The organism is Gordonia hirsuta DSM 44140 = NBRC 16056 (genome assembly GCF_000333015.1).
Taxonomy (GTDB): Bacteria; Actinomycetota; Actinomycetes; order Mycobacteriales; family Mycobacteriaceae; genus Gordonia; species Gordonia hirsuta.
Map to the genome: position 1 here is coordinate 17835 of NZ_BANT01000019.1, position 19276 is coordinate 37110.

Genomic DNA, 19276 nt, shown 5'->3' on the forward strand with positions numbered 1-19276 from the left:
GCCGCTACTCCAGGAGCTCGGCGGCTTCCATCCACGCCATCTCGGCGTCGGCCTTGGCGGCCAGCACCTGCTGCAACTCCTCGTTCAGTTCGGTCAGCCGCTGTGGATCCACCGCAGCGTCGACCATGGCCGAATGCAGCTGGGCTTCGCGCGTGCTCAGCTTCTCCAACTGCCGTTCGGCCCGGGCGGCGGCCTTGCGGGCACTCTGGTGTTCGGCCGCGCTGATACCCGCGGTGCCACCCGATCCGCCCGCCGCCCCGGCCGCTGCCGTGCGGCCCGGGGCCGCGGCACCCGGGGTCGCGGCCCCCGGGGTCGTACCGCTCTTCTTCGGCGCGGGCTTGGCCGCTTCCTCGGCCCGGCGCTCCAGATAGGCGTCGATACCGCGCGGCAGGTTGGTGAGCTTGCCGTCGCCGAACAGCGCCCACGTCGAATCGCAGATGCGCTCGATCAGATAGCGGTCGTGACTGATCACCACCAGCGTCCCGGCCCACGAATCGAGCAGATCCTCCAGCTGCTGCAGGGTGTCGATGTCCAGGTCGTTGGTCGGCTCATCGAGCAGCAGCACGTTCGGTTCGCCCATCAGCACCCGGGTGAACTGCAGCCGGCGCCGCTCCCCACCGGACAGGTCGGCGATCGGGGTCCGCTGGCGGGCCGGGGAGAAACCGAGGCGTTCGGCCAGCTGACTGGCCGACAGCTCCTTGTCGCCGAGCATGACGTGCCCGGCCACCTCCTCCACCGCGTCGAGCACCCGCAACGATTCGTCCAGGTCGTCGAGCTCCTGCCGGAGCCAGCCCAGTTCGACGGTCTTGCCGACGATGCGCCGGCCCGGGGTCACCGGGACCTCCCCGGCCAAGGCGCGCAGCAGGGTGGTCTTGCCCGAGCCGTTGACTCCGACCAGGCCGATCCGTTCACCGGGGGCCAGCCGCCAGGTGGTGTCGGTCAGCAGCACCCGTCCCGGGGTGCCGTCGGCATCGTCGGGCGCGTGCACCTGCGCGTCTTCCAGTTCGATCGCCACCCGGCCCAGCCGGCGCTTGGCGAAGGCCGACAGCGTCACGGTGTCCCGCGGCGGCGGCACATCGGCGATCAACTTCTCGGCCGCCTCCACCCGGTACTTGGGTTTGGAGGTCCGGGCCGGGGCGCCGCGGCGCAGCCAAGCCAGTTCCTTGCGGGCCAGGTTGCGTCGTCGTTCCTCGGCCGTATCGGCCAGCCGGGACCGCTCGGCGCGGGCGAAGACCCAGTCGTTGTAGCCGCCCTCGTACTGGTCCACCCGGCCCGAATGGACCTCCCACGTGCGCTGGGCGACGGTGTCGAGGAACCAGCGGTCGTGGGTCACCACCACCAGCGCACTGCGCCGGGACCGCAGATGATCGGCCAGCCAGTGCACGCCCTCGATGTCCAGGTGGTTGGTCGGCTCGTCCAGGATCAGCAGATCGGCGTCGGTGATCAGGGCGGCCGCCAGCGCCACCCGGCGGCGCTGTCCGCCCGACAGGGCCGAGACGTCCCGCTCGAGCAGCTCGTCCACACCCAGGCCGGCCAGAATGCCGCGGATCCGCGGATCGGCGGCCCACTCGTGTTCGGCCGCGCCCGCACCCAGGACCACCTCCGACACCGTGGACCCGGCCGGCAGTTCTCCGCGCTGGGTCACGGTGACCACCTCGATGCCGCCGGCCCGGGAGACCCGGCCCGAATCCGGTTCGGTGATGCCGGCCAGGATCTCCAGCAACGTGGTCTTGCCGCCGCCGTTGAGGCCGACCACACCGATGCGTTCACCCTGGTGCACCCCGACACTGACCTGATCCAGAAGCGGCTTGATGCCGAAGCTCTTACTCACCTTCTCAGCGATCACCAGCGAGGTATTGGTGCCCGCCATCAGACCAGCTCCTTCATTCGTGTTCGAGTCGATGTATCGGTCCGGCCGGCCGTCAGGGCACCGGGACCAGACGCGCCCCGGGGACCGGGCCGTGCGCGGTGCGCACCGCTTTGGCGACACCGTGGCCGGACAGTTCGGCCGCCACCGCCACCGCCGCCTCGGCGTCGGTGCACAGGAACGCGCAGGTCGGGCCGGAGCCGGAGACCAGACCGGCCAGCGCCCCGGCTTCGGCGCCCGCCCGCAGGGTGCGGCGCAGCAGCGGCTGCAGCGACAGGGCCGCCGGTTGCAGTTCATTGTGCAGCAGCGGGGCAACGGCGTGCACATCCCCGGAGGCGATGGCCTGCATCAGCGCATCGGGCCGGGCCGGGGGTGGAACGGTCTCCCCGCGGCCGGTCCGCAGCCGGTCGAGTTCGTGGTAGACCGCCGGGGTCGACAGTCCGGTCTTGGCCAGCACGATCACCCAGTGCAATTCGCCGCGATGCAGAGTCGGCAGCAGTTGCTCGCCGCGGTTGCTGCCCAGGGCGGCTCCACCCAGCAGCGCGAACGGGACATCGCTGCCCAGTTCGGCGGCGATCTCCATCAGCGCATCGCGTTCGGTGTCCAGCCGCCACAGCCGGGCCGCCGCCAGCAGGGCCCCGGCCGCATCGGCCGAACCGCCGGCCATCCCGCCGGCCACCGGAATCTGCTTCTCGATCTCGATCGCCACCGTCGGATCAGCCACACCGGCCCGCTCGGCCAGCAAGGCGACTGCGCGGGCGGCCAGGTTCTCCCGGTCGGTCGGCACCTCCCGGCGGCCCTCCCCGCGCACGGTGAGCGAGAACTCCTCGGCGGCCCGGACGGTGACATCGTCGTACAGCGACAGCGCACAGAAGACGGTGCTCAGCTCGTGGTAGCCGTCCTCGCGCAGCGGTCCGACACCCAGGTGCAGATTGATCTTGGCCGGCACTCGTGCCGTCGCCGCGCCCATCATGCGTCCGCATCCCTTCCGGTGGTCGTTCCGGTGGCGGCCGCCGCCTCGGCGACCTCGGCCAGCCGGACGAAGTCGGCCACCTCCAGCCGCTCCCCCCGGATCCCCGGATCGATGTGCGCGGCACGCAGCAGCTCTTCGGCGCGCGCGGCGCTGCCGGCCCAGCCCGCCAGCGCCGCACGCATCGTCTTGCGTCGCTGGGCGAAGGCTGCGTCGATGGCCGCGAAGGTCGCCGCACGATGTTCGGGGTCGGTGCCGAACACATCGCGCCGGTCGATCTGCACCAGACCCGACTCGATCTTGGGTTCGGGCCAGAAGACGTGGCGGCCGATGGCACCGGCGCGCTTGACGTCTCCGAAGTAGCGGGCCTTGACGCTGGGCACGCCGTAGGTACGGCCTCCGGGTCCGGCCGCCAGCCGGTCGGCGACCTCGGCCTGGACCATCACCAGCGCGGTCCGCAGGGTCGGGAAGTGCGCCATCAGGTGCAGTAGGACCGGGACGGCGACGTTGTACGGCAGATTGGCCACCAGCGCCGTCGGGGTCATCGGCAGATCAGCCGGCAGCACCGTCATCGCATCGGCGGTCACCACCTGGAAATCGGTGCCGGGGGCGAAGTCGGCGACGGTCTCGGGCAGCCGGCCCGCCAGCACCGGGTCGATCTCCACGGCGACCACCGCTCCGGCGGTCTCCAGCAGCGCCAGGGTCAGTGAACCCAGCCCCGGCCCCACTTCGAGCACCACATCGTCGGGCCCGATACCGGAGGTGGCGACGATGCGGCGCACGGTGTTGGCGTCGTGCACAAAGTTCTGGCCGAGCTGCTTGGTGGGCCGCACGCCCAGTTCGGCGGCCAGCCCACGGATCTCGGCGGGACCCAGCAGGCGTACGCCGCCGGCGGCGCGCCCGGTCGATTCAGTCACCCGGCCCATTGTTCCAGGTGCGCGGCGATCCGGTCAGCGCAGACCCAGGCGCGAGGTGCACAGCGGCCAGGCACCCCAGCCCTGTCCGGCCTGAACCTTCTTGCCGATGGCGATCTGCTCTTCGCGGGTGGCCAGGTCGGCACGCGGGGCGTACTCCTGCCCACCGAACGCATCCCAGGTGCTCTGGGTGAACTGGATACCGCCGTAGAAGCCGTTGCCGGTGTTGATCGACCAGTTGCCGGTCGACTCGCACATGGCGATCTGATCCCAGATACCGACCGGGACGTGCGGGGCACCCGGTTTGGTGCCCACGCGCACGGTGGCTGGCTTGGGCTCGACGAGAACCTTCTCGGTGACCTTCTCACGCTTGGTCACCTTGCCGTTGATCTTGGTGACCTTGTAGGTGACCTCGGCCTTGCCCGGGGTGCCCGGCCGAACCACGACCTTGCGGCCGTTGATCATGCTCGGATCCTTGGTGACGATCTCCGGCGGGGCCACCTTCTCGTCGACGGTCAGTTGCTCGTCGCGGATGCGGGTGACCTGGATCTTCATGTCCTTGCTCACCGGGGTGCTCGCCGCCGGGATCACCTTGTCGGTGGGTGCCAGCGGCTTACCGGCGCGCTCGAACAGCTCGCCGACGGTGCGGGCGGCGATCACGGTGCGTTCGGTCTTGCCGCCGTCGGTCACCACGACCGGCTTGGGCAGGGTCACCTCGAGGCTGTCGCCGGCGACGGGAACCGACTTGTCCAGCGAGGTGGAGACGGCGGCGGCCTCCAGGCCGCGCTCGGCCAGGATCTCGCCGACGGAGTTCTTGTTGGTCTTGACGATCTGCGGTGTGCCGTCGAGGTTGAGCTCGACTTCTTTGAGCCGGTCGACGGTGATGACCTGACCGCTCTTGGGGGCACTGGACAGGTCGGTGTTCACCTGGTCGCCGTCGGCGGGGGTGATGTCGTTCTCGGCCAGCACCCGCTCCACCGAGAAGGCCATCGTGGAGATGTCCCGGGTCTCGCCGTCGACGGTGAGGGTCAGTTCCTTGTGCATCACGGCGCCGGTCACGCCGCCGGCGGCGACGGTGGCCAGCAGGGCCCCGGTGACGACGCGAGCGCCGACCGAATCGGATGCATTGATGCGCTTGAGAGCGGACAAAGGATCTACCTACTTACCAATCAGCCCTACCGTCCCGTCCGGAAGGGTCACAGTACGGTAACGAACCCCCGGGGGCTATCGCAATGGCAACCCGTAGACGCGCCGCGCATTTGTCCCCAGAATCTGGGCCATCTGCTGGTCGGACACGCCCCGAATCTGCGCCAGGGCCCGCGCGGTGTAGGGGATGCAATAGGGCTGATTCGGCTGGCCACGGTAGGGATGGGGGGTCAGGAAGGGCGCATCGGTCTCCACCAGAATCTGGTCGTCCGGGGTGATCCGGGCTCCGTCACGCAGTTGCTCGGCATTGACGAATGTCACAGTCCCGGCGAAGCTCAAGAGGTAGCCGCGGTCGATACATTCACGCGCGATGTCCACGTCTCCGGAGAAGCAGTGCATGATCACCGTCTCCGGATCCCCCTCGGCGGCCAGCACGTCCAGCAGGTCCCGATCGGCCTCCCGGTTGTGGATCATCAGCGGCTTGCCGCTGCGCTTGGCCAGGTCGATGTGCCAGGCGAAGACCCCGCGCTGAACGGCCGGCTCGGCGCAGTCGTCCGAGTGCACGGTCCAGTAATAGTCCAGCCCCGTCTCCCCGATCGCGACCACCCGCGGATCGGCGGCCATCGCCTCCAGTTCGGTGCGGGCGGCCTCGTCCAGATCGTCGGCGTGTGTCGGATGCAGTCCGACGGCGGCGTAGACGCGGGAATCCCAGTGCGCGGCCTCCACCGCCCAGCGGGCGTCGACCATATCGTCGGCGACGGTCACCACCTGGCCGACGCCGGCCTGCTGCGCCCGGTCCATGATCTCGGCGACCGCCTCGGGGCTGCGGCCGCCGCACGCGGCCAGATGCGTGTGCGCATCCACCAGTCCCGGCAGCGGCTCCGGCAGCGGCGGCGGCTCCCGGCGTTTGCGCTTGCGGATCTGTTTGGCCGACAGCTTCTCGTCCGATCGGCCCCCGGCCGGAGCCCCGGCGTTCTCACTCACAGCATCACACTCCCGTCGATCACTGTGACACATCGGCCACCGACCCAGATCTCGGTGCCGTCGTCGGTGACGGCGACCCGGCCGGTGCGGCCCAGTACCGTGCCCTGCGCGGCCAGATACGACGCCGGTGCGATCCCGGCCGACCGCAGCCACACCGCCAGTCCGGCGTTCAGGCTGCCGGTCACCGGATCCTCGGGCACCCCCATTCCCGGGACGAAGGCGCGCACCTCGTAGTCGACTCCGGCCGGGCCACCGGTGTGCCACGGCCCGATCAATCCCACGAAGTCGTCGGGCCCGAGCACGCTCAGGTCCGGGTCGGCCGCCAGCACCGACTGCGCATCCCGCAGCAGCAGACCCAGCCAGGGCGGTCCGTTGCTGACCCACTGGGCGGCCACCACGTCCGCGGCCTGCAGGTCGAAAGCGGTACGCACCCGCTCCAGGGTCGGCCCGTCCGGTGCCCCGCTGCGGGTCAGCGGCGGCGCGGCGAAGGCATACCGTCCCGGGGTGTGGGGTCCGGCGGGGTCGTCGTCGATACGCACGGTCACCAATCCGATGCCACACTCCTGCACCAGCGGTCCGATCGCCGTGGCCGCCCGGTGCCCGGGGCGGGCGGTCAGCCAGGCGTGCGCCGACCCGAGTGTCGGATGTCCGGCGAAGGGCAGTTCACCACCGGGGGTGAAGATCCGCAGCCGATAGTGCGCCGCCGGGTCGGTGGGCGGGAGCACGAAGGTGGTCTCCGACAGGTTGGTCCAGCGTGCGAACGCCGCCAGCTGCCCGTCGCTAAGATCGTGCGCATCCAGAACCACCGCGACCGGGTTCCCGAAACCGGCGTCGTCGCCGAAGACATCGACCTGTTTGAGCCGTCTCACCCCGCCGAACGGGGGGCCTACTGCCAAGGATCGCATCACATCAAGCAAGGATAGGCCAGGCCGGGTAGCGTTCAGGCCGTGCTCGGATTGCCTGCTCAGATCACCGTGGCCCTGTTCGACCTCGACGGGGTGCTCACCACCACGGCCACCCTCCACATGACGGCCTGGCGCGACGCCTTCAACCAATTCCTGACCCGGTACGACGACCAGCGGCCGTTCACCGAACAGGACTACCTCGATCACGTCGACGGGCGTCCGCGGATCGACGGCGTCCGCGCCTTCCTGGCCTCCCGGGGCCTGGTCGTCGACGAGGAGACCGTCGAGCAGATCGCCGCCGCCAAGAACGCGGGCTTCGTCGCGGCGATCGAACGCGACGGGGTCACGCCGTATCCGGGGTCGGTCCGCTACCTGAAGGCCGCTCGCGCGGCCGGACTGCGCATCGCGGTGGTCACCTCGAGCAAGAACGGCGCTGCGGTACTGGACGCGGCCGGTCTGACCGGCTTCGTCGAGCATCGGGTGGACGGCAACACCATCGTCACCGAAGGTCTGCGCGGCAAGCCGGCGCCGGACTCGTATCTGCGCGGGGCCGAGCTGATGGGGGTCCCGGTCGAACAGGCGGCAGTCTTCGAAGACGCGATCTCCGGGGTGCAGGCGGGGGCGGCAGGCCGGTTCGGCTACGTTGTCGGCATCGACCGGGTCGGAGGCCGGCAAGCCGAGGATATGACGGCAGCCGGCGCCGACGTCGTCGTGACCGATCTCGATGTCCTGTTGTCCGCGCAGTAGTTGTCCACCCCGTAGAGCCCGCTAGGAATCCGCCATGGTCGATCCGCACAGCGAACTGACGCACACCACCCACGGTGATACGTCCAGTCACGCCGACCTCACCAACATCCCGGCGCACGGATTGCACCCGGTGCACGGCTTCGACGTCAACCCCTGGCAACTGTGTTGGCGCGGGATGGACATCGACATGATCGGCCGCACCGAATCCCTGTTCGCCCTGTCCAACGGGCATATCGGACTGCGCGGCACCTTCGAAGAGGGCGAGCCCGTCGAACAGCCCGGCACCTACCTCAACGGCTTCTACGAGCTGCGCGGTCTGCCGTACGCCGAGAGCGGCTACGGTTACCCCGAATCCGGGCAGACCGTGGTGAACGTGACCGACGGCAAGGTGATCCGCCTGCTGGTCGAAGACGAGCCGATGGACCTGCGGTACGGCCGCACCGTCGACCACGCCCGCTGCCTGGACTTCCGGACCGGCACCCTGCGGCGCAGCACCCTGTGGACCTCGCCGACCGGACGCACCGTCCGGATCAACAGCGAACGACTGGTCAGCTTCACCAAACGCACCATCGTGGCCACCCGGTACGAGGTGGAGCCGATCGGCGAGGACATGAAGCTGGTGCTGCAGTCGGACCTGCTGGCCAACGAGCCGCTGCCGCTGCCGGACAACGATCCGCGGCTGGCGGCCGCCCTGGACAGTCCGCTGGTCTCCGCGCTGGCCGACTGCGACGGCAACAGCGCGGTGCTGGTGCACCACACCAAGCGCAGCGGACTGACCGTGGCCGCGGCCATGAACCACGAACTGGAGGTGCCCGGCAACGCCGACACCTCCATCCGCGCCGACGGTGACCTGGCGCGGCTGACCGTCGCCGCGACGGTGCCGCAGGGCAGCAAACTGGTCCTCACCAAATTCGTGGCCTACGGCTGGTCGGCCCGCCGCAGTGTGCCGGCCCTGCGATCGCAGGTCGAGGCCGCCCTGGCGATGGCCGCCGAGACCGGCTGGGATGCGCTCAAGGCCGAGCAGATCGAGTTCCTCGACGAATTCTGGCGCGATGCCGACATCGAGATCGACGGCGATCCCGAACTGCAGCAGGCGATCCGCTTCTCGCTGTTCCACGTCCTGCAGGCCGGCGCCCGCGGTCAGTCGCGGTCGATCCCGGCCAAGGGCCTGACCGGACCGGGCTACGACGGACACACCTTCTGGGACACCGAGAGCTTTGTGCTGCCCATGCTCACCTACACGGTGCCCGGAGCGGCCGGCGAGGAACTGCGCTGGCGGCACAACACCCTGGACAAAGCCAAGGCCCGCGCGGCCGAACTCGGCCAGCAGGGCGCCATGTTCCCGTGGCGCACCATCGACGGCGACGAGTGCTCCGGCTACTGGCCGGCCGGCACCGCCGGGGTGCACGTCTCGGCCGATATCGCCAACGCCGTCGGCCGCTATCTGCGGGCCACCAACGACGAGGCCTTCGAGGTCGAGTGCGGTGTGGAGCTGCTGGTGGAGATCGCTCGCTTCTTCGCCGGATTCGGCCACCACGACCGCAACGGCAAATTCCGCATCGACGGGGTCACCGGTCCGGACGAGTACACCGCGGTGATCAACAACAACGTCTTCACCAACCTGGCCGCCGCCCAGGCGCTGCGAGACGCGGTCACCGCCGTGCACCGGCAGCCCGCCGTCGCCCGGGAACTGGGCGTCTCCCCCGAGGAGACCACCTACTGGGCCACCTGCGCGGACAATATGACGATCCCGTACGACGAAGAGGCCGGGGTCCATCAGCAGTGCGAGGCGTTCACCCTGCTCGACGAGTGGGATTTCGAGGCTTCCCGCGGACGCTACCCGCTGCTGCTGAACTACCCGTACTTCGATCTGTACCGCAAACAGGTGGTCAAGCAGGCCGATCTGGTGTTCGCCACCTACCTGTTCGGCGATCAGTTCACGCCGGAGGAGAAGCGCGCCGCCTTCGACTACTACTACCCGATCACGGTGCGTGACTCGTCGCTGTCGGCGTGCTGCGAGGCCGTCGCCGCCGCCGAGGTCGGCTACCTGGATCTGGCCTACGAGCTGATGTGCGAGTCGGTCTTCACCGATCTGCACGATCTGCACAACAACGTCTCGTCGGGGCTGCACATCGCGGCACTGGCCGGGGCGTGGACCGACTGCGTCGCCGGATTCGGCGGTATGCGCGACTTCGGCGGCAACATCACCTTCGCTCCGCGACTGCCGTCGCGGCTGAACTACATGTCGTTCCGGATGATCGTGCGCGAATCCCGCATCGTGGTGGCCATCGACAGAGATACCGCCACCTATCGCCTGCTCGACGGCCCCCCGATCGAGCTGGCGCACCACGGCACCCGGTTCATCCTCAGCGACAAGCCGGTGACCGAGCCGATTCCGCAGATCGTCGACCAGGTGCCTCCGCCGACGCCGGAGGGATGTGAGCCCTACCGGCGGCCGCACGTCACGCCGTAGCGGGCCGGTATCCTTCAACTCACTATGCGACCCGCCTATTACCTCACCACGGCCATCGCGTACCCGAACGGCGCTCCGCACATCGGACACGCCTACGAGTACATCTCGGCCGACGCCCTGGCCCGCTTCAAGCGGCTCGACGGTTACGACGTCCGGTTTCTCACCGGCACCGACGAGCACGGACAGAAGATGCAGCAAACAGCCGAGGCCGAGGGCATCCCGACCGGGGAGCTGGCCCGGCGCAACTCCGACCGCTTCCAGGCGCTGCAGGAGCGGCTGGGATCGTCGTTCGACCGGTTCATCCGGACCACCGACGCCGACCACCACCGCGCCTCGGAGGAGATCTGGTCCCGCATGGCCGCCCGCGGCGACATCTACCTGGACTCGTATTCGGGCTGGTACGACGTGCGCGACGAGACCTTCGTCAACACCGACGACACCACCGTCGACGACGAGGGGCGCCGGGTGTGCACCGAGAACGGTCACGTGCTGACCTGGACCGAGGAACAGACCTACTTCTTCCGGCTCTCGGCGTACCAGGACAAGCTGCTGGAGCTCTATCGCGAGCATCCGGAGTTCATCGGCCCCGATGTGCGGCGCAACGAGGTCGCCAGCTTCGTGGCCGGCGGCCTGAAGGACCTGTCGGTCTCGCGCACCACCTTCGACTGGGGTGTTCCGGTCCCCGGCGACGACGGCCACGTGATGTACGTGTGGGTCGACGCGCTCACCAACTACCTGACCGGGGTCGGCTTCCCCGACGACGAGGAGACCTTCGCCCGGTTCTGGCCGGCCGATCTGCACGTCATCGGCAAGGACATCATCCGGTTCCACTGCGTGTACTGGCCGGCGTTCCTGATGAGTGCGGGCATCGAACTGCCCAAGCGCGTCTTCGCCCACGGCTTCCTGTTCAACGACGGCCAGAAGATGAGCAAGTCGATCGGCAATGTGATCGACCCGAACGTCCTGATCGACGAGTTCGGCCTCGACCCGGTGCGGTTCTTCTTCCTGCGCGAGGTCTCCTACGGCCAGGACGGTTCCTACTCGGCCGAGGCGATCGTCGCGCGCACCAACGCCGACCTGGCCAACGAGTACGGCAACCTGGCCCAGCGCACGCTGAGCATGGTGGGCAAATACTTCGATTCGGCCGTTCCCGAGCCCGGCGAGTTCACCGCCGAAGACCGTGCGCTGCTCGATGCGGCCGACACACTGCTGGCGACGGTGCGCGGGCACTTCGACGTCCAGGCGATCCACTTGGGCCTGGAGTCGCTGTGGTCGACGCTGGCGGCCACCAACCGCTACATCTCTGCCCAGGAGCCGTGGAAGCTGGCCAAGACCGATCTGGAACGTACCGGCACCGTGCTGTACGTGTGCGCCGAGGTGGTGCGCATCGTGACCCTGCTGGTTCAGCCGGTGATGCCCGAGTCGACCGGCAAGATCCTGGATCTGCTGGCCGTGGGGCCGCAGGATCGCGATTTCGCCGCCATCGAGCGCCGTCTGCTGCCGGGGACTCCGCTGCCCAAGCCGGTGCCGGTCTTCCCGCGCGTCGAGCTCTCCGACGACTGAGCACGGTTCCATGCCGCCGTCTTTCTCGGCACTGGACCTGTTCCGGGCCCTGACGGTCCGCACCGCCGCCGATAGCCGTCCCGGACCGGCGGCGCTGATCGGCGACTGGTGCGGCGCCGACGCGGTGCTGGCCCCGTCGATCCTGATCGAAGAGGGTCTGGGCCCGCCGGACCGGCCCGACCGCTTCTGGCTGGGATATCTGGGGTTCCCGGTGCGCGCGGACCAGGCTCCCCTGCCGGAAACGGCCGGCGGGCTGACCGACGGGATCCTGGTGCTGACCGGCCGAACGTGGTCGTGGCGGTCGGCCACCGGGGCCGGCTGCCCGGCGTGGGTGCGCGAGGTCCTCGACGACGCGGTACCCGCCGAGGCCGCAGCTCACCGGGCGTGGACCGCGACCTGGGCGTCGCCGCAGCGGGAGCCTCACCTGGCCGCGATCGGCGCCTGCCGGGACGCAATCGCCGCCGGCGACGTCTACCAGGCGTGTATCTGTACCCGCTTCACCGGCACCCTGACCGGCGACCCGCACCACTACTTCGCCGACCTGGCCGCGACCACCACCCCCGCCAAGGCCGCGTTCCTGCAGGGCGACTGGGGTGCGGTGGCCAGTCTGAGTCCGGAGACGTTCCTGCGCCGCCGCATCGAAGAGCCCAGCATCGTCACCTCCTCCCCGATCAAGGGAACGGTTCCCCGCGACGTCGACCCGGCGGTGCTGGCACAGTCTGCCAAGGACATCGCAGAGAACGTGATGATCGTCGACCTGGTGCGCAACGACCTGGGCAGAGTCGCGCGCACCGGCAGCGTCACGGTGCCGGAACTGCTGACGGTGGTCGGTGCCCCCGGAGTCTGGCATCTGGTGTCCACCGTGCGTGCGGAGCTGGATCCGGCAGTCGGTAACAAGTCGCTGCTCGCCGCCACGTTCCCCCCGGCCTCGGTGACCGGCACCCCGAAGATTCGGGCCGCACAACTGATCGCGGAGTGGGAGCAGTTTCCGCGCGGTGTGTACTGCGGTGCGATCGGTCTCGCGGGGCCCGGCGGTGAACTGGATCTGAACGTGGCCATCCGCACCGTCCAGGTGTCCCCGGACGGTGCGATGACCCTCGGTGTCGGCGGCGGGATCACCTACGACTCCGTTCCGGCCGCCGAATGGCAGGAGTGCCTGGACAAAGCCGCCTCCATCGTCAGCCGGTAAGGATCGCCGCGCGGCACCCGTGCAGAACCGGCGACCTTACCGCGCCTCCACCCGCCTCAGGCGGTCAGATAGGCCAGACCCCAGCGCGCTTCGAGCGCCTTCTCGACCCTCGAGCGATCGTCGGGCGGGGCGTGGGCGCGATGGTCCGAGCTCTGCTCCGGGCGGTGCAGCGGGTTGAGCGTCCACGGGGCGCCGACGGCAGCCGGCCGCCAGACCATGCGGCCGGCGTTCGGTCCGCTGACCAGCAGTTCGGTCTCCCACTGGCCGGGATCCGGCCCGACGCGAAGATTATGACCGCCACAGCTTGCGCCGATGGCGTCGATATCGGTGCGGCCACCCTTGGTCCAGTCGGGGCTGTGGTGGGCCTGGGTTCGGCTGAATGGAACCTCGCAGCCGGGTGCCGTGCAGCCTCCATCGCGCGCCAGCAGCATCAGCCGCTGGGCCTTGTTGGCGAACCTGTGCTTCTTGGCTCGGCCCAGGTACAAGGCCTGCCGGGTGTGCTGGCGAAAAACGGCAAGATAGGGCGTGGCCTGGGCGGCCAGCTCGATCAGCTCGGCGACGGGGATCAGCGTGCCGGTCGCGGTGACCGCCACACCCGCTTTGCGTGCCAGATCCGCATCGGTGATGGAGATGACGATCTCACTGGGGATCGGTCCCGGCGGGCCCAGACCCTGGTTCGCAAGGACGAAATCGAGCATGGCCTCGAAGGCATCGTGGTTGCGCTGACCGGATGAGCGCTCGTCGCGTTCGCGAGCTTTGGTCAGCGCGTCCCGATCGGCGTCGTCGTCGGCCGGGTGCGGGGAGTCCGGATCCTCGGGGTTGAGGGCACCGGGGGCAGCCCAGTGCTCCAGGAGAAGGTCGAGTTTGGCCCGCGCCGCCGGGGTGAGGTGGCCGCGCACCCGGCTCACCAGCTGGTCGTCTTGCGGAAACAGGTGCAGATCGCGTTGCCGCAGGCGATCGCGCGGTTCGGTGTAGGCACCGTCGGGGTCGATCAGTGTCAGCAGCCGGGCGCCCGCCTTGGTCAGCCCCGCCGGCGACAGGTTGCGGGCATGCTCGGCGAGTTCCTTTTCGATCTCGGCATGCCGCTCGGGTTCGACGGCATCGAGCACCTTCTTCATGATCGCGGCGATCACGACCGCGTGTGGGGCGCCGATCTGGCCCTCGGCGACGGCGGCGGCGGTCTCCGGCAGCACCGGCTCCAGGGGCTCCCCCGAGACGGTGGTGCGCGGGACCAGGTTCCTGGCCAGCGCCATCCGCCGCTTGCTCTCGCTCGGGCCCAGACGATGGCCGGAGCAGAGATAGGTGTGCATGTTGAGGTAGCCCGCCTCGCGGTGAATCGACCGGCGGTCGCATTCCTGATGCAGCGTGGCAGACAGCCCGTCGAGCCGGCGGCGGAGCCGTTCGGAGACCTCCACCGACCTCGCCACCGAGACCGCGGGTTCGGGCTGAACCGGAGTGCGGCCCAGTTTCACGGCGGCGGCATCGGCGAGGTGCCACAGCGCCAGCGGAGAGTCGGGCAACTCGATTCCGTAGCGTTCGGCGATCTGCTCTTCGGTCAGCGTCGCGGCACCCGGCTCGCCGATCGGCACGAACTCGTGGGTCGCGCCGTCATCGCCCCACGGGCTGGGGATATCGCTCAGATCGACTGCGCCGCGCCGACGATCCCGATCCATCGACCCCACCCCCTTTTTTCCTTATTCCGAAGGTATCGGGACCCTCCGACATTGATCGCGGGGCAAACCTCGGACGGCGGTGCTTCGTCGCTTCAGGCCCGGGGTAATCGGCTACGGCGACTGCTGTTCCCGGCGAGTCGCCAGGACCGCCTCGTAGACCTCCCGGCGGCTGAACGGCGTCCCGGCCGCAGCCTGCTCACAGGCCTCCTTGAGCCGTGTTCCGGCTTCGGCCAGCTGCGCGGCCTGGGCGGCGACCGACTCCAGATCGGCGGCGTCGTCGATCGGCGAGGCCCCGGAGATGACGACGGTGATCTCGCCCTTGACCCCGTCGGCGGCCCACTGTGCGAGTTCGCCCAGGCCACCGCGCCGTACCTCCTCGTAGGTCTTGGTCAGCTCCCGGCAGACCGCGGCACGACGCTCGGCGCCGAGCACCTGCGCGGCATCGGTGAGCGTCTGCGCCAGCCGGTGCGGCGATTCGAAGAACACCACCGTGCGCGGCTCGGTCCGCAATGTGGCAAGCCACTCCCCGCGCGCTCCCGGTTTACGCGGGGCGAAGCCGTCGAAGCAGAAGCGGTCGGCCGGCAGCGCCGAGAGCGCCAAGGCGGTGGTGACCGCCGACGGCCCGGGCAGACAGGTCACCTTCAGGCCCGCCGCGGCGCACGCGGCGACCAGACGGTAGCCCGGGTCACTCACCGAGGGCATCCCTGCATCGGTGATCAGCAGCACCGTGGCGCCGTCGTCGATCGCCTCCACCAGCTGCGGGGTGCGCTGGGCTTCGACGTGGTCGTAATAGCTGACCAGACGGCCGCCGATGGTCACGTCCAGCGCCGCGGCCAGCGATCGAGCCCGGCGGGTGTCTTCGGCGGCGACGATGTCGGCGCTCGCCAGCGCCTGCCGCAGGCGCGGCGACGCATCGCCGGGTTGACCCATGGGGGTGCCCGCCAGCACCAATGCTCCACTCACCCGAATCAACCTACCTTCCTCTACCATCGCCCCTGTGAGTCCTGCTGTCCTCGATCGCGCCACCGCGGCCCCGCGCGCACCGGTGGAAGAGTTGGGGACGGCACCGGGCCCGCAGCTCCCCGAGCCGGTCTTCGGCGCGACCGACCGGCTCCGCGGCACCGTCGTCGGACTGGTTCTGACGCTGCTCGCGGTGATCACCCGCTTCTGGGGGCTCACCCAGCCCACCGACAAGGGCACCCCCGTCTTCGACGAGAAGCACTACGTCCCGCAGGGCTGGCAGGTGCTGCGCGGCGACGGGTGGATCGAGGACAATCCCGCCTACGGTCTGGTGGTCCATCCGCCGGTCGGCAAATGGATGCTGGCGCTGAGCGAGGGGCTGTTCGGCTACGGGCCGATGGGCTGGCGGTTCATCCCGGCGGTGTCCGGGGTGATCATCGTGCTGGCCATCTACCTGTCGGTGCGCCGGCTGAGCCGATCGACGCTGGTCGGCGCGCTGGCCGGGCTGTTCGCAATCTGCGACGGAGTGCTGTTCGTGCAGTCCCGCATGGGCATGCTCGACATCTTCCAGGCCATGTTCGTGGTGCTGGCCTTCGCCGCCCTGCTCGCCGACCGCGACCAGATGCGCGCCCGGCTGCATCGGGTCTACCTCGAGGGCCGCATCGGCGACAGTCCCTTGGGACCGCGGCTGGGATTCCGCTGGTACCGCTTCACCGCCGGGTTGATGCTCGGTCTGGCCTGCGGCACCAAATGGTCGGGTCTGTACTTCGTCGTCTTCTTCACCGTGCTGTCACTCGGGTTCGACGTCGCCGCGCGCCGCGCCTACCACGTGCACCGGCCGTGGAAGGGGGTGCTGGTGCGCGATCTGATCCCGTCCGGCGCCTCCCTGGTGCTGATGCCGATCGCGGTGTATCTGGCCACCTTCGCCGTCTGGTTCCGCTCGGAGAGTTCGGTGTACCGGCACGTCGTCGGGACCGAGGTCGGCACCGACGGTCCGTTCGCCTGGCTCCCGGCCGGGCTGCGCTCGTTCTGGTACTACGAGTCGGGCATCCTCTCGTTCCATTCGGGCCTGACCAACGCCGCCGGCAATCAGCATCCGTGGGAGTCCAAACCGTGGGCCTGGCCGATGGCGCTGCGGCCGATGCTCTACGCCATCGATTACGGTCCCGACCAGTGCGGCGGCGGCGACTGCATCCGGGCGCAGATGCTGCTGGGCACCCCCGCGCTGTGGTGGCTGGCACTGCCGATGCTGGCCTGGGGGCTGTGGCGGATGATCTTCCGCCGGGACTGGCGTTATGCGGCCGTCCTGGCCGGATACGGCGCCGCGGTCCTCCCGTGGTTCTTCGAGATCGACCGGCAGATGTACTTCTTCTACGCCACCGTGATGGCCCCGTTCCTGGTGATGGGGCTGGCGCTGTGTTGCGCCGACGTACTCTCCTCGGCCGGGCGCGGACGCGATTCTGCCAGTCGCACGCTGGCGGTGCTGGCCGTGGCGATCTACGCCGCACTGGTGGTGGTCAACTTCGCCTTCGCCTGGCCGGTCCTGACCGGCGCACCGATCAGCAATCAGTTCTGGAACATGCAGTTGTGGCTGCCGAGCTGGACCTGATCACCGGTCGGCTCAGTCGATGATCGACAAGCCCTCGCCGATGAACAGCGCACCCACGACCACCAGGATCACCAGCGTCACCGCGGTCATATTCGCCTCGATCCAATTGCGTCCTGCCTGCAACTGACCGCGCATGCGGTCACCGCCGGCCAGCAGCACCAGCATCAGCACCAGCGGGGCGATCGAGGCCAGGATCGCGAACAGGATCACCACCACCAGGGTCTGGGCGACGGTGATGTCCGGTACCGAACCCAATTCCAGCCCGGCACTGATCGCCAGCGGCGGATTCTTGATGATCAGGGTTCCCATCGCCAGCCCGGTCACCATGCAGCCGGCGAGCCCGAGGTTGTCGATGCGCTGAAACAGCGGACTCTTGTGCGGCTCCTCGGCTTTGTCCACTTCGGCTCGTGCCGAGGGGCGCCGGCGCCACGTGATTGCGGCCAGCACGAAGAACAGCACACCCAGCACCAGATGCAGCACATCGATGCCGTCGGCGGTGCCCTCCGGATCGTCCTCGGAGGCGCTGCCGGTGACCAGCGCCGTCACCAGGGTCATCAGGAACATCGAGACGAACCAGCCGACGGTGAACAGCAGCGCGCGCAGGCGACCGCGCGCGCCCAGCAGCAGCACCAGGACCGTGGTGATCGCAATCGGACTCAACGTCAACGCCATCGCCACGGCAAAGGTCCCGCCCAGAGCTGCCCACATATGCGGGTACATTACGCGGGATGAGCGACCCGACGACGACCGACACCGACCCGGGCGCGCACGCCGTCGAACTGCTGCGCCGCTGCGGTGTCCTCACGGCGTCCGCGCCGACGACCACCGTGGTGACCCATGCCGCCGTGATCGTCCTGAACGACGACCGCGCCTGGAAACTCAAACGCCCGGTCACCTACCGCTACCTGGACTTCTCCAGCGTCGACCAGCGGCGGACCGCACTGAGCGCCGAGTACGAACTCAACCTGCGCACTGCACCGCAGCTCTACCGCGCGGTTCATGCGATCACCGACGCCGGTGGCCGCGAGCCCGGCGGACTGGAGTTCGACGGCGCCGGGACCACCGTCGACTACGTGCTGGAGATGGCCCGCTTCCCCGACGATGCGCTGCTCGCCGATCACGTCGACGCCGGTCTGCTCGACGATGCGCTGACCGCTGCACTGGCCGAGCAGGTGGTGGCCCTGCACGCCCGCTCACCGATCAGCGACGATCCGGCTGGAGCCGCCCGCATCCTGGATGTGGTGGTCGGCAATCGGGGCAGCATGGCGCGTTTCCCGCAGATTCTGGATCCGGCCCGCGCCGATGCGCTCACCGATCGCCTCACCGCCCTGATCGACACCCACGCTCCGCTGCTGGATGCCCGGGCCCGGGCCGGTCGGGTCCGCCGCGGACACGGCGATCTGCACCTGAACAATCTGGTGCTGCTCGACGGGGTGCCCACCCCCTTCGACGCCCTGGAGTTCGATCCGGAACTGGCCACCACCGATGTCCTCTACGACCTGGCGTTCGTGCTGATGGACCTGTGGCATCGCGGCCGCACCCGCGAGGCCAACGTTCTGGTCAACGCCTACTTCGATGCCTCTCCCGAGGACGAGGAGGCCTACCTGCTGCTGCCGCTGTTCATCAGTGTCCGGGCCACCGTGCTCGCGCATGTGCGTGCGGCCTCCGGAGATCCCGACAGTGCCCGCGCCTACCTGGCACTGGCCCTGGCCCTGCTCGACCCGGTGCCGCCCCGGCTGGTCGCGATCGGCGGCGCCTCCGGCACCGGGAAGACCACCGTCGCGCGCGCCGTGGCCTGCCGCGTCGGCGGCGCTCCCGGCGCCCGCATCCTGCGCTCGGATGTAATACGCAAGCGACTCGCCGGCAGCCCGGTGCTCGAGCCCCTGCCCGCGTCCGGTTACGCCCCGGAGATGAGTGCGCGCGTCTACGCCGAACTCGAGCGGCTGGCCGCGCTGCACCTGAACGGGCAGACGAGTGTGCTCGTCGACGCGGTCTCCGGCCGGCCGCAGGAGCGCGCGGCGCTGGCGGCCGTGGCCGAGGCGACGTCGTCGTCGTTCCTGGGGATCTGGCTCGAACTCGCAGAATCCGAACGCATCGCCCGGATCCTCGGACGCGGACCCGACGCCTCCGATGCGACCCCCGAGGTGGCACGGGCGCAGACCCGTGCGCTGGTACCCCCGGACGCCTCGTGGTGCACTGTGGCCGCCGACGGCCGCACCGTCGACGAGGTCGTGGCCGAGCTCGCGCGGTGAGGACGGGACCGCTCAGGCGGTGAC

General features: G+C 69.5%; 15 protein-coding genes. 6 read left to right on the forward strand and 9 right to left on the reverse strand.

The window, feature by feature from the left end:
- Nucleotides 1-4: 4 nt before the first annotated feature.
- The 6 genes from GOHSU_RS08025 to GOHSU_RS08050 form a co-directional block, all read right to left on the reverse strand.
- Complete coding sequence (locus GOHSU_RS08025) at nucleotides 5-1870, reverse strand: ABC-F family ATP-binding cassette domain-containing protein (protein WP_005939483.1); 1866 nt, start codon at nucleotides 1868-1870, stop codon at nucleotides 5-7.
- A 52-nt stretch (nucleotides 1871-1922) separates the two neighbouring features.
- On the reverse strand, nucleotides 1923-2840 hold the full coding sequence (locus GOHSU_RS08030; RefSeq protein ID WP_005939485.1) for a 4-(cytidine 5'-diphospho)-2-C-methyl-D-erythritol kinase: 918 nt from the start codon (nucleotides 2838-2840) through the stop codon (nucleotides 1923-1925).
- Nucleotides 2837-3763 carry a 16S rRNA (adenine(1518)-N(6)/adenine(1519)-N(6))-dimethyltransferase RsmA gene (gene rsmA / locus GOHSU_RS08035; RefSeq protein ID WP_005939487.1) on the reverse strand — a complete coding sequence of 309 codons (927 nt, stop codon included), beginning with the start codon at nucleotides 3761-3763 and terminating at the stop codon, nucleotides 2837-2839. The genes GOHSU_RS08030 and rsmA overlap by 4 nt, the downstream gene beginning before the upstream one ends.
- A 24-nt stretch (nucleotides 3764-3787) precedes the next feature.
- Complete coding sequence (locus GOHSU_RS08040) at nucleotides 3788-4900, reverse strand: resuscitation-promoting factor (protein WP_005939489.1); 1113 nt, start codon at nucleotides 4898-4900, stop codon at nucleotides 3788-3790.
- Nucleotides 4901-4975: 75 nt separating this feature from the next.
- Nucleotides 4976-5881: a TatD family hydrolase gene (locus tag GOHSU_RS08045; protein WP_005939492.1), complete on the reverse strand. Its 906-nt coding sequence runs from the start codon at nucleotides 5879-5881 to the stop codon at nucleotides 4976-4978.
- Complete coding sequence (locus GOHSU_RS08050) at nucleotides 5878-6777, reverse strand: PhzF family phenazine biosynthesis protein (RefSeq protein ID WP_005939494.1); 900 nt, start codon at nucleotides 6775-6777, stop codon at nucleotides 5878-5880. Before GOHSU_RS08050 ends, GOHSU_RS08045 begins: the two co-directional genes overlap by 4 nt.
- Before the next feature lie 51 nt (nucleotides 6778-6828).
- Here GOHSU_RS08050 and GOHSU_RS08055 point away from each other — a divergent pair, with 51 nt between their 5' ends.
- Genes GOHSU_RS08055 through GOHSU_RS08070 form a run of 4 tightly spaced genes read left to right on the forward strand, consistent with a single transcriptional unit; the run spans nucleotide 6829 to nucleotide 12758 of the window.
- Nucleotides 6829-7533 carry an HAD family hydrolase gene (locus tag GOHSU_RS08055; RefSeq protein ID WP_005939496.1) on the forward strand — a complete coding sequence of 235 codons (705 nt, stop codon included), beginning with the start codon at nucleotides 6829-6831 and terminating at the stop codon, nucleotides 7531-7533.
- Nucleotides 7534-7567: 34 nt separating this feature from the next.
- The gene (locus tag GOHSU_RS08060) at nucleotides 7568-10006 is read left to right on the forward strand and encodes a glycoside hydrolase family 65 protein (protein WP_005939498.1); all 2439 of its coding nucleotides are present in this window, start codon (nucleotides 7568-7570) and stop codon (nucleotides 10004-10006) included.
- A gap of 24 nt (nucleotides 10007-10030) precedes the next feature.
- The gene (gene metG / locus GOHSU_RS08065) at nucleotides 10031-11569 is read left to right on the forward strand and encodes a methionine--tRNA ligase (RefSeq protein ID WP_005939500.1); all 1539 of its coding nucleotides are present in this window, start codon (nucleotides 10031-10033) and stop codon (nucleotides 11567-11569) included.
- A gap of 10 nt (nucleotides 11570-11579) precedes the next feature.
- Nucleotides 11580-12758: an aminodeoxychorismate synthase component I gene (locus GOHSU_RS08070; RefSeq protein WP_005939501.1), complete on the forward strand. Its 1179-nt coding sequence runs from the start codon at nucleotides 11580-11582 to the stop codon at nucleotides 12756-12758.
- Between the two features lie 56 nt (nucleotides 12759-12814).
- Here the strand turns inward: GOHSU_RS08070 and GOHSU_RS08075 are convergent, their stop codons facing one another.
- Both GOHSU_RS08075 and rsmI read right to left on the reverse strand, forming a co-directional pair.
- Complete coding sequence (locus GOHSU_RS08075) at nucleotides 12815-14431, reverse strand: HNH endonuclease signature motif containing protein (protein WP_024332523.1); 1617 nt, start codon at nucleotides 14429-14431, stop codon at nucleotides 12815-12817.
- A 111-nt stretch (nucleotides 14432-14542) separates the two neighbouring features.
- A complete protein-coding gene (gene rsmI, locus GOHSU_RS08080) occupies nucleotides 14543-15421 on the reverse strand; it encodes a 16S rRNA (cytidine(1402)-2'-O)-methyltransferase (RefSeq protein WP_035739490.1) in 879 nt (292 codons plus the stop codon).
- Here rsmI and GOHSU_RS08085 point away from each other — a divergent pair.
- The gene (locus GOHSU_RS08085) at nucleotides 15360-17000 is read left to right on the forward strand and encodes a dolichyl-phosphate-mannose--protein mannosyltransferase (protein WP_081597755.1); all 1641 of its coding nucleotides are present in this window, start codon (nucleotides 15360-15362) and stop codon (nucleotides 16998-17000) included. The genes rsmI and GOHSU_RS08085 overlap by 62 nt on opposite strands.
- 12 nt (nucleotides 17001-17012) lie before the next feature.
- Here the strand turns inward: GOHSU_RS08085 and GOHSU_RS08090 are convergent, their stop codons facing one another.
- Complete coding sequence (locus GOHSU_RS08090) at nucleotides 17013-17708, reverse strand: GAP family protein (protein ID WP_005939512.1); 696 nt, start codon at nucleotides 17706-17708, stop codon at nucleotides 17013-17015.
- 20 nt (nucleotides 17709-17728) lie between these two features.
- Here GOHSU_RS08090 and GOHSU_RS08095 point away from each other — a divergent pair, with 20 nt between their 5' ends.
- Complete coding sequence (locus tag GOHSU_RS08095; RefSeq protein ID WP_005939515.1) at nucleotides 17729-19252, forward strand: bifunctional aminoglycoside phosphotransferase/ATP-binding protein; 1524 nt, start codon at nucleotides 17729-17731, stop codon at nucleotides 19250-19252.
- Nucleotides 19253-19276: the final 24 nt, after the last annotated feature.

What these genes read in the sequence shown, in the direction of transcription:
- GOHSU_RS08075 (WP_024332523.1), bottom strand. Translation starts at nt 14,431, where the DNA reads ATGGATCGGGATCGTCGGCGCGGCGCAGTCGATCTGAGCGATATCCCC.
- metG (WP_005939500.1), top strand. Translation starts at nt 10,031, where the DNA reads ATGCGACCCGCCTATTACCTCACCACGGCCATCGCGTACCCGAACGGC.
- GOHSU_RS08095 (WP_005939515.1), top strand. Translation starts at nt 17,729, where the DNA reads ATGAGCGACCCGACGACGACCGACACCGACCCGGGCGCGCACGCCGTC.
- rsmA (WP_005939487.1), bottom strand. Translation starts at nt 3,763, where the DNA reads ATGGGCCGGGTGACTGAATCGACCGGGCGCGCCGCCGGCGGCGTACGC.
- GOHSU_RS08090 (WP_005939512.1), bottom strand. Translation starts at nt 17,708, where the DNA reads ATGTGGGCAGCTCTGGGCGGGACCTTTGCCGTGGCGATGGCGTTGACG.
- rsmI (WP_035739490.1), bottom strand. Translation starts at nt 15,421, where the DNA reads ATGGTAGAGGAAGGTAGGTTGATTCGGGTGAGTGGAGCATTGGTGCTG.
- GOHSU_RS08025 (WP_005939483.1), bottom strand. Translation starts at nt 1,870, where the DNA reads ATGGCGGGCACCAATACCTCGCTGGTGATCGCTGAGAAGGTGAGTAAG.
- GOHSU_RS08085 (WP_081597755.1), top strand. Translation starts at nt 15,360, where the DNA reads ATGGGGGTGCCCGCCAGCACCAATGCTCCACTCACCCGAATCAACCTA.
- GOHSU_RS08070 (WP_005939501.1), top strand. Translation starts at nt 11,580, where the DNA reads ATGCCGCCGTCTTTCTCGGCACTGGACCTGTTCCGGGCCCTGACGGTC.
- GOHSU_RS08030 (WP_005939485.1), bottom strand. Translation starts at nt 2,840, where the DNA reads ATGATGGGCGCGGCGACGGCACGAGTGCCGGCCAAGATCAATCTGCAC.
- GOHSU_RS08060 (WP_005939498.1), top strand. Translation starts at nt 7,568, where the DNA reads ATGGTCGATCCGCACAGCGAACTGACGCACACCACCCACGGTGATACG.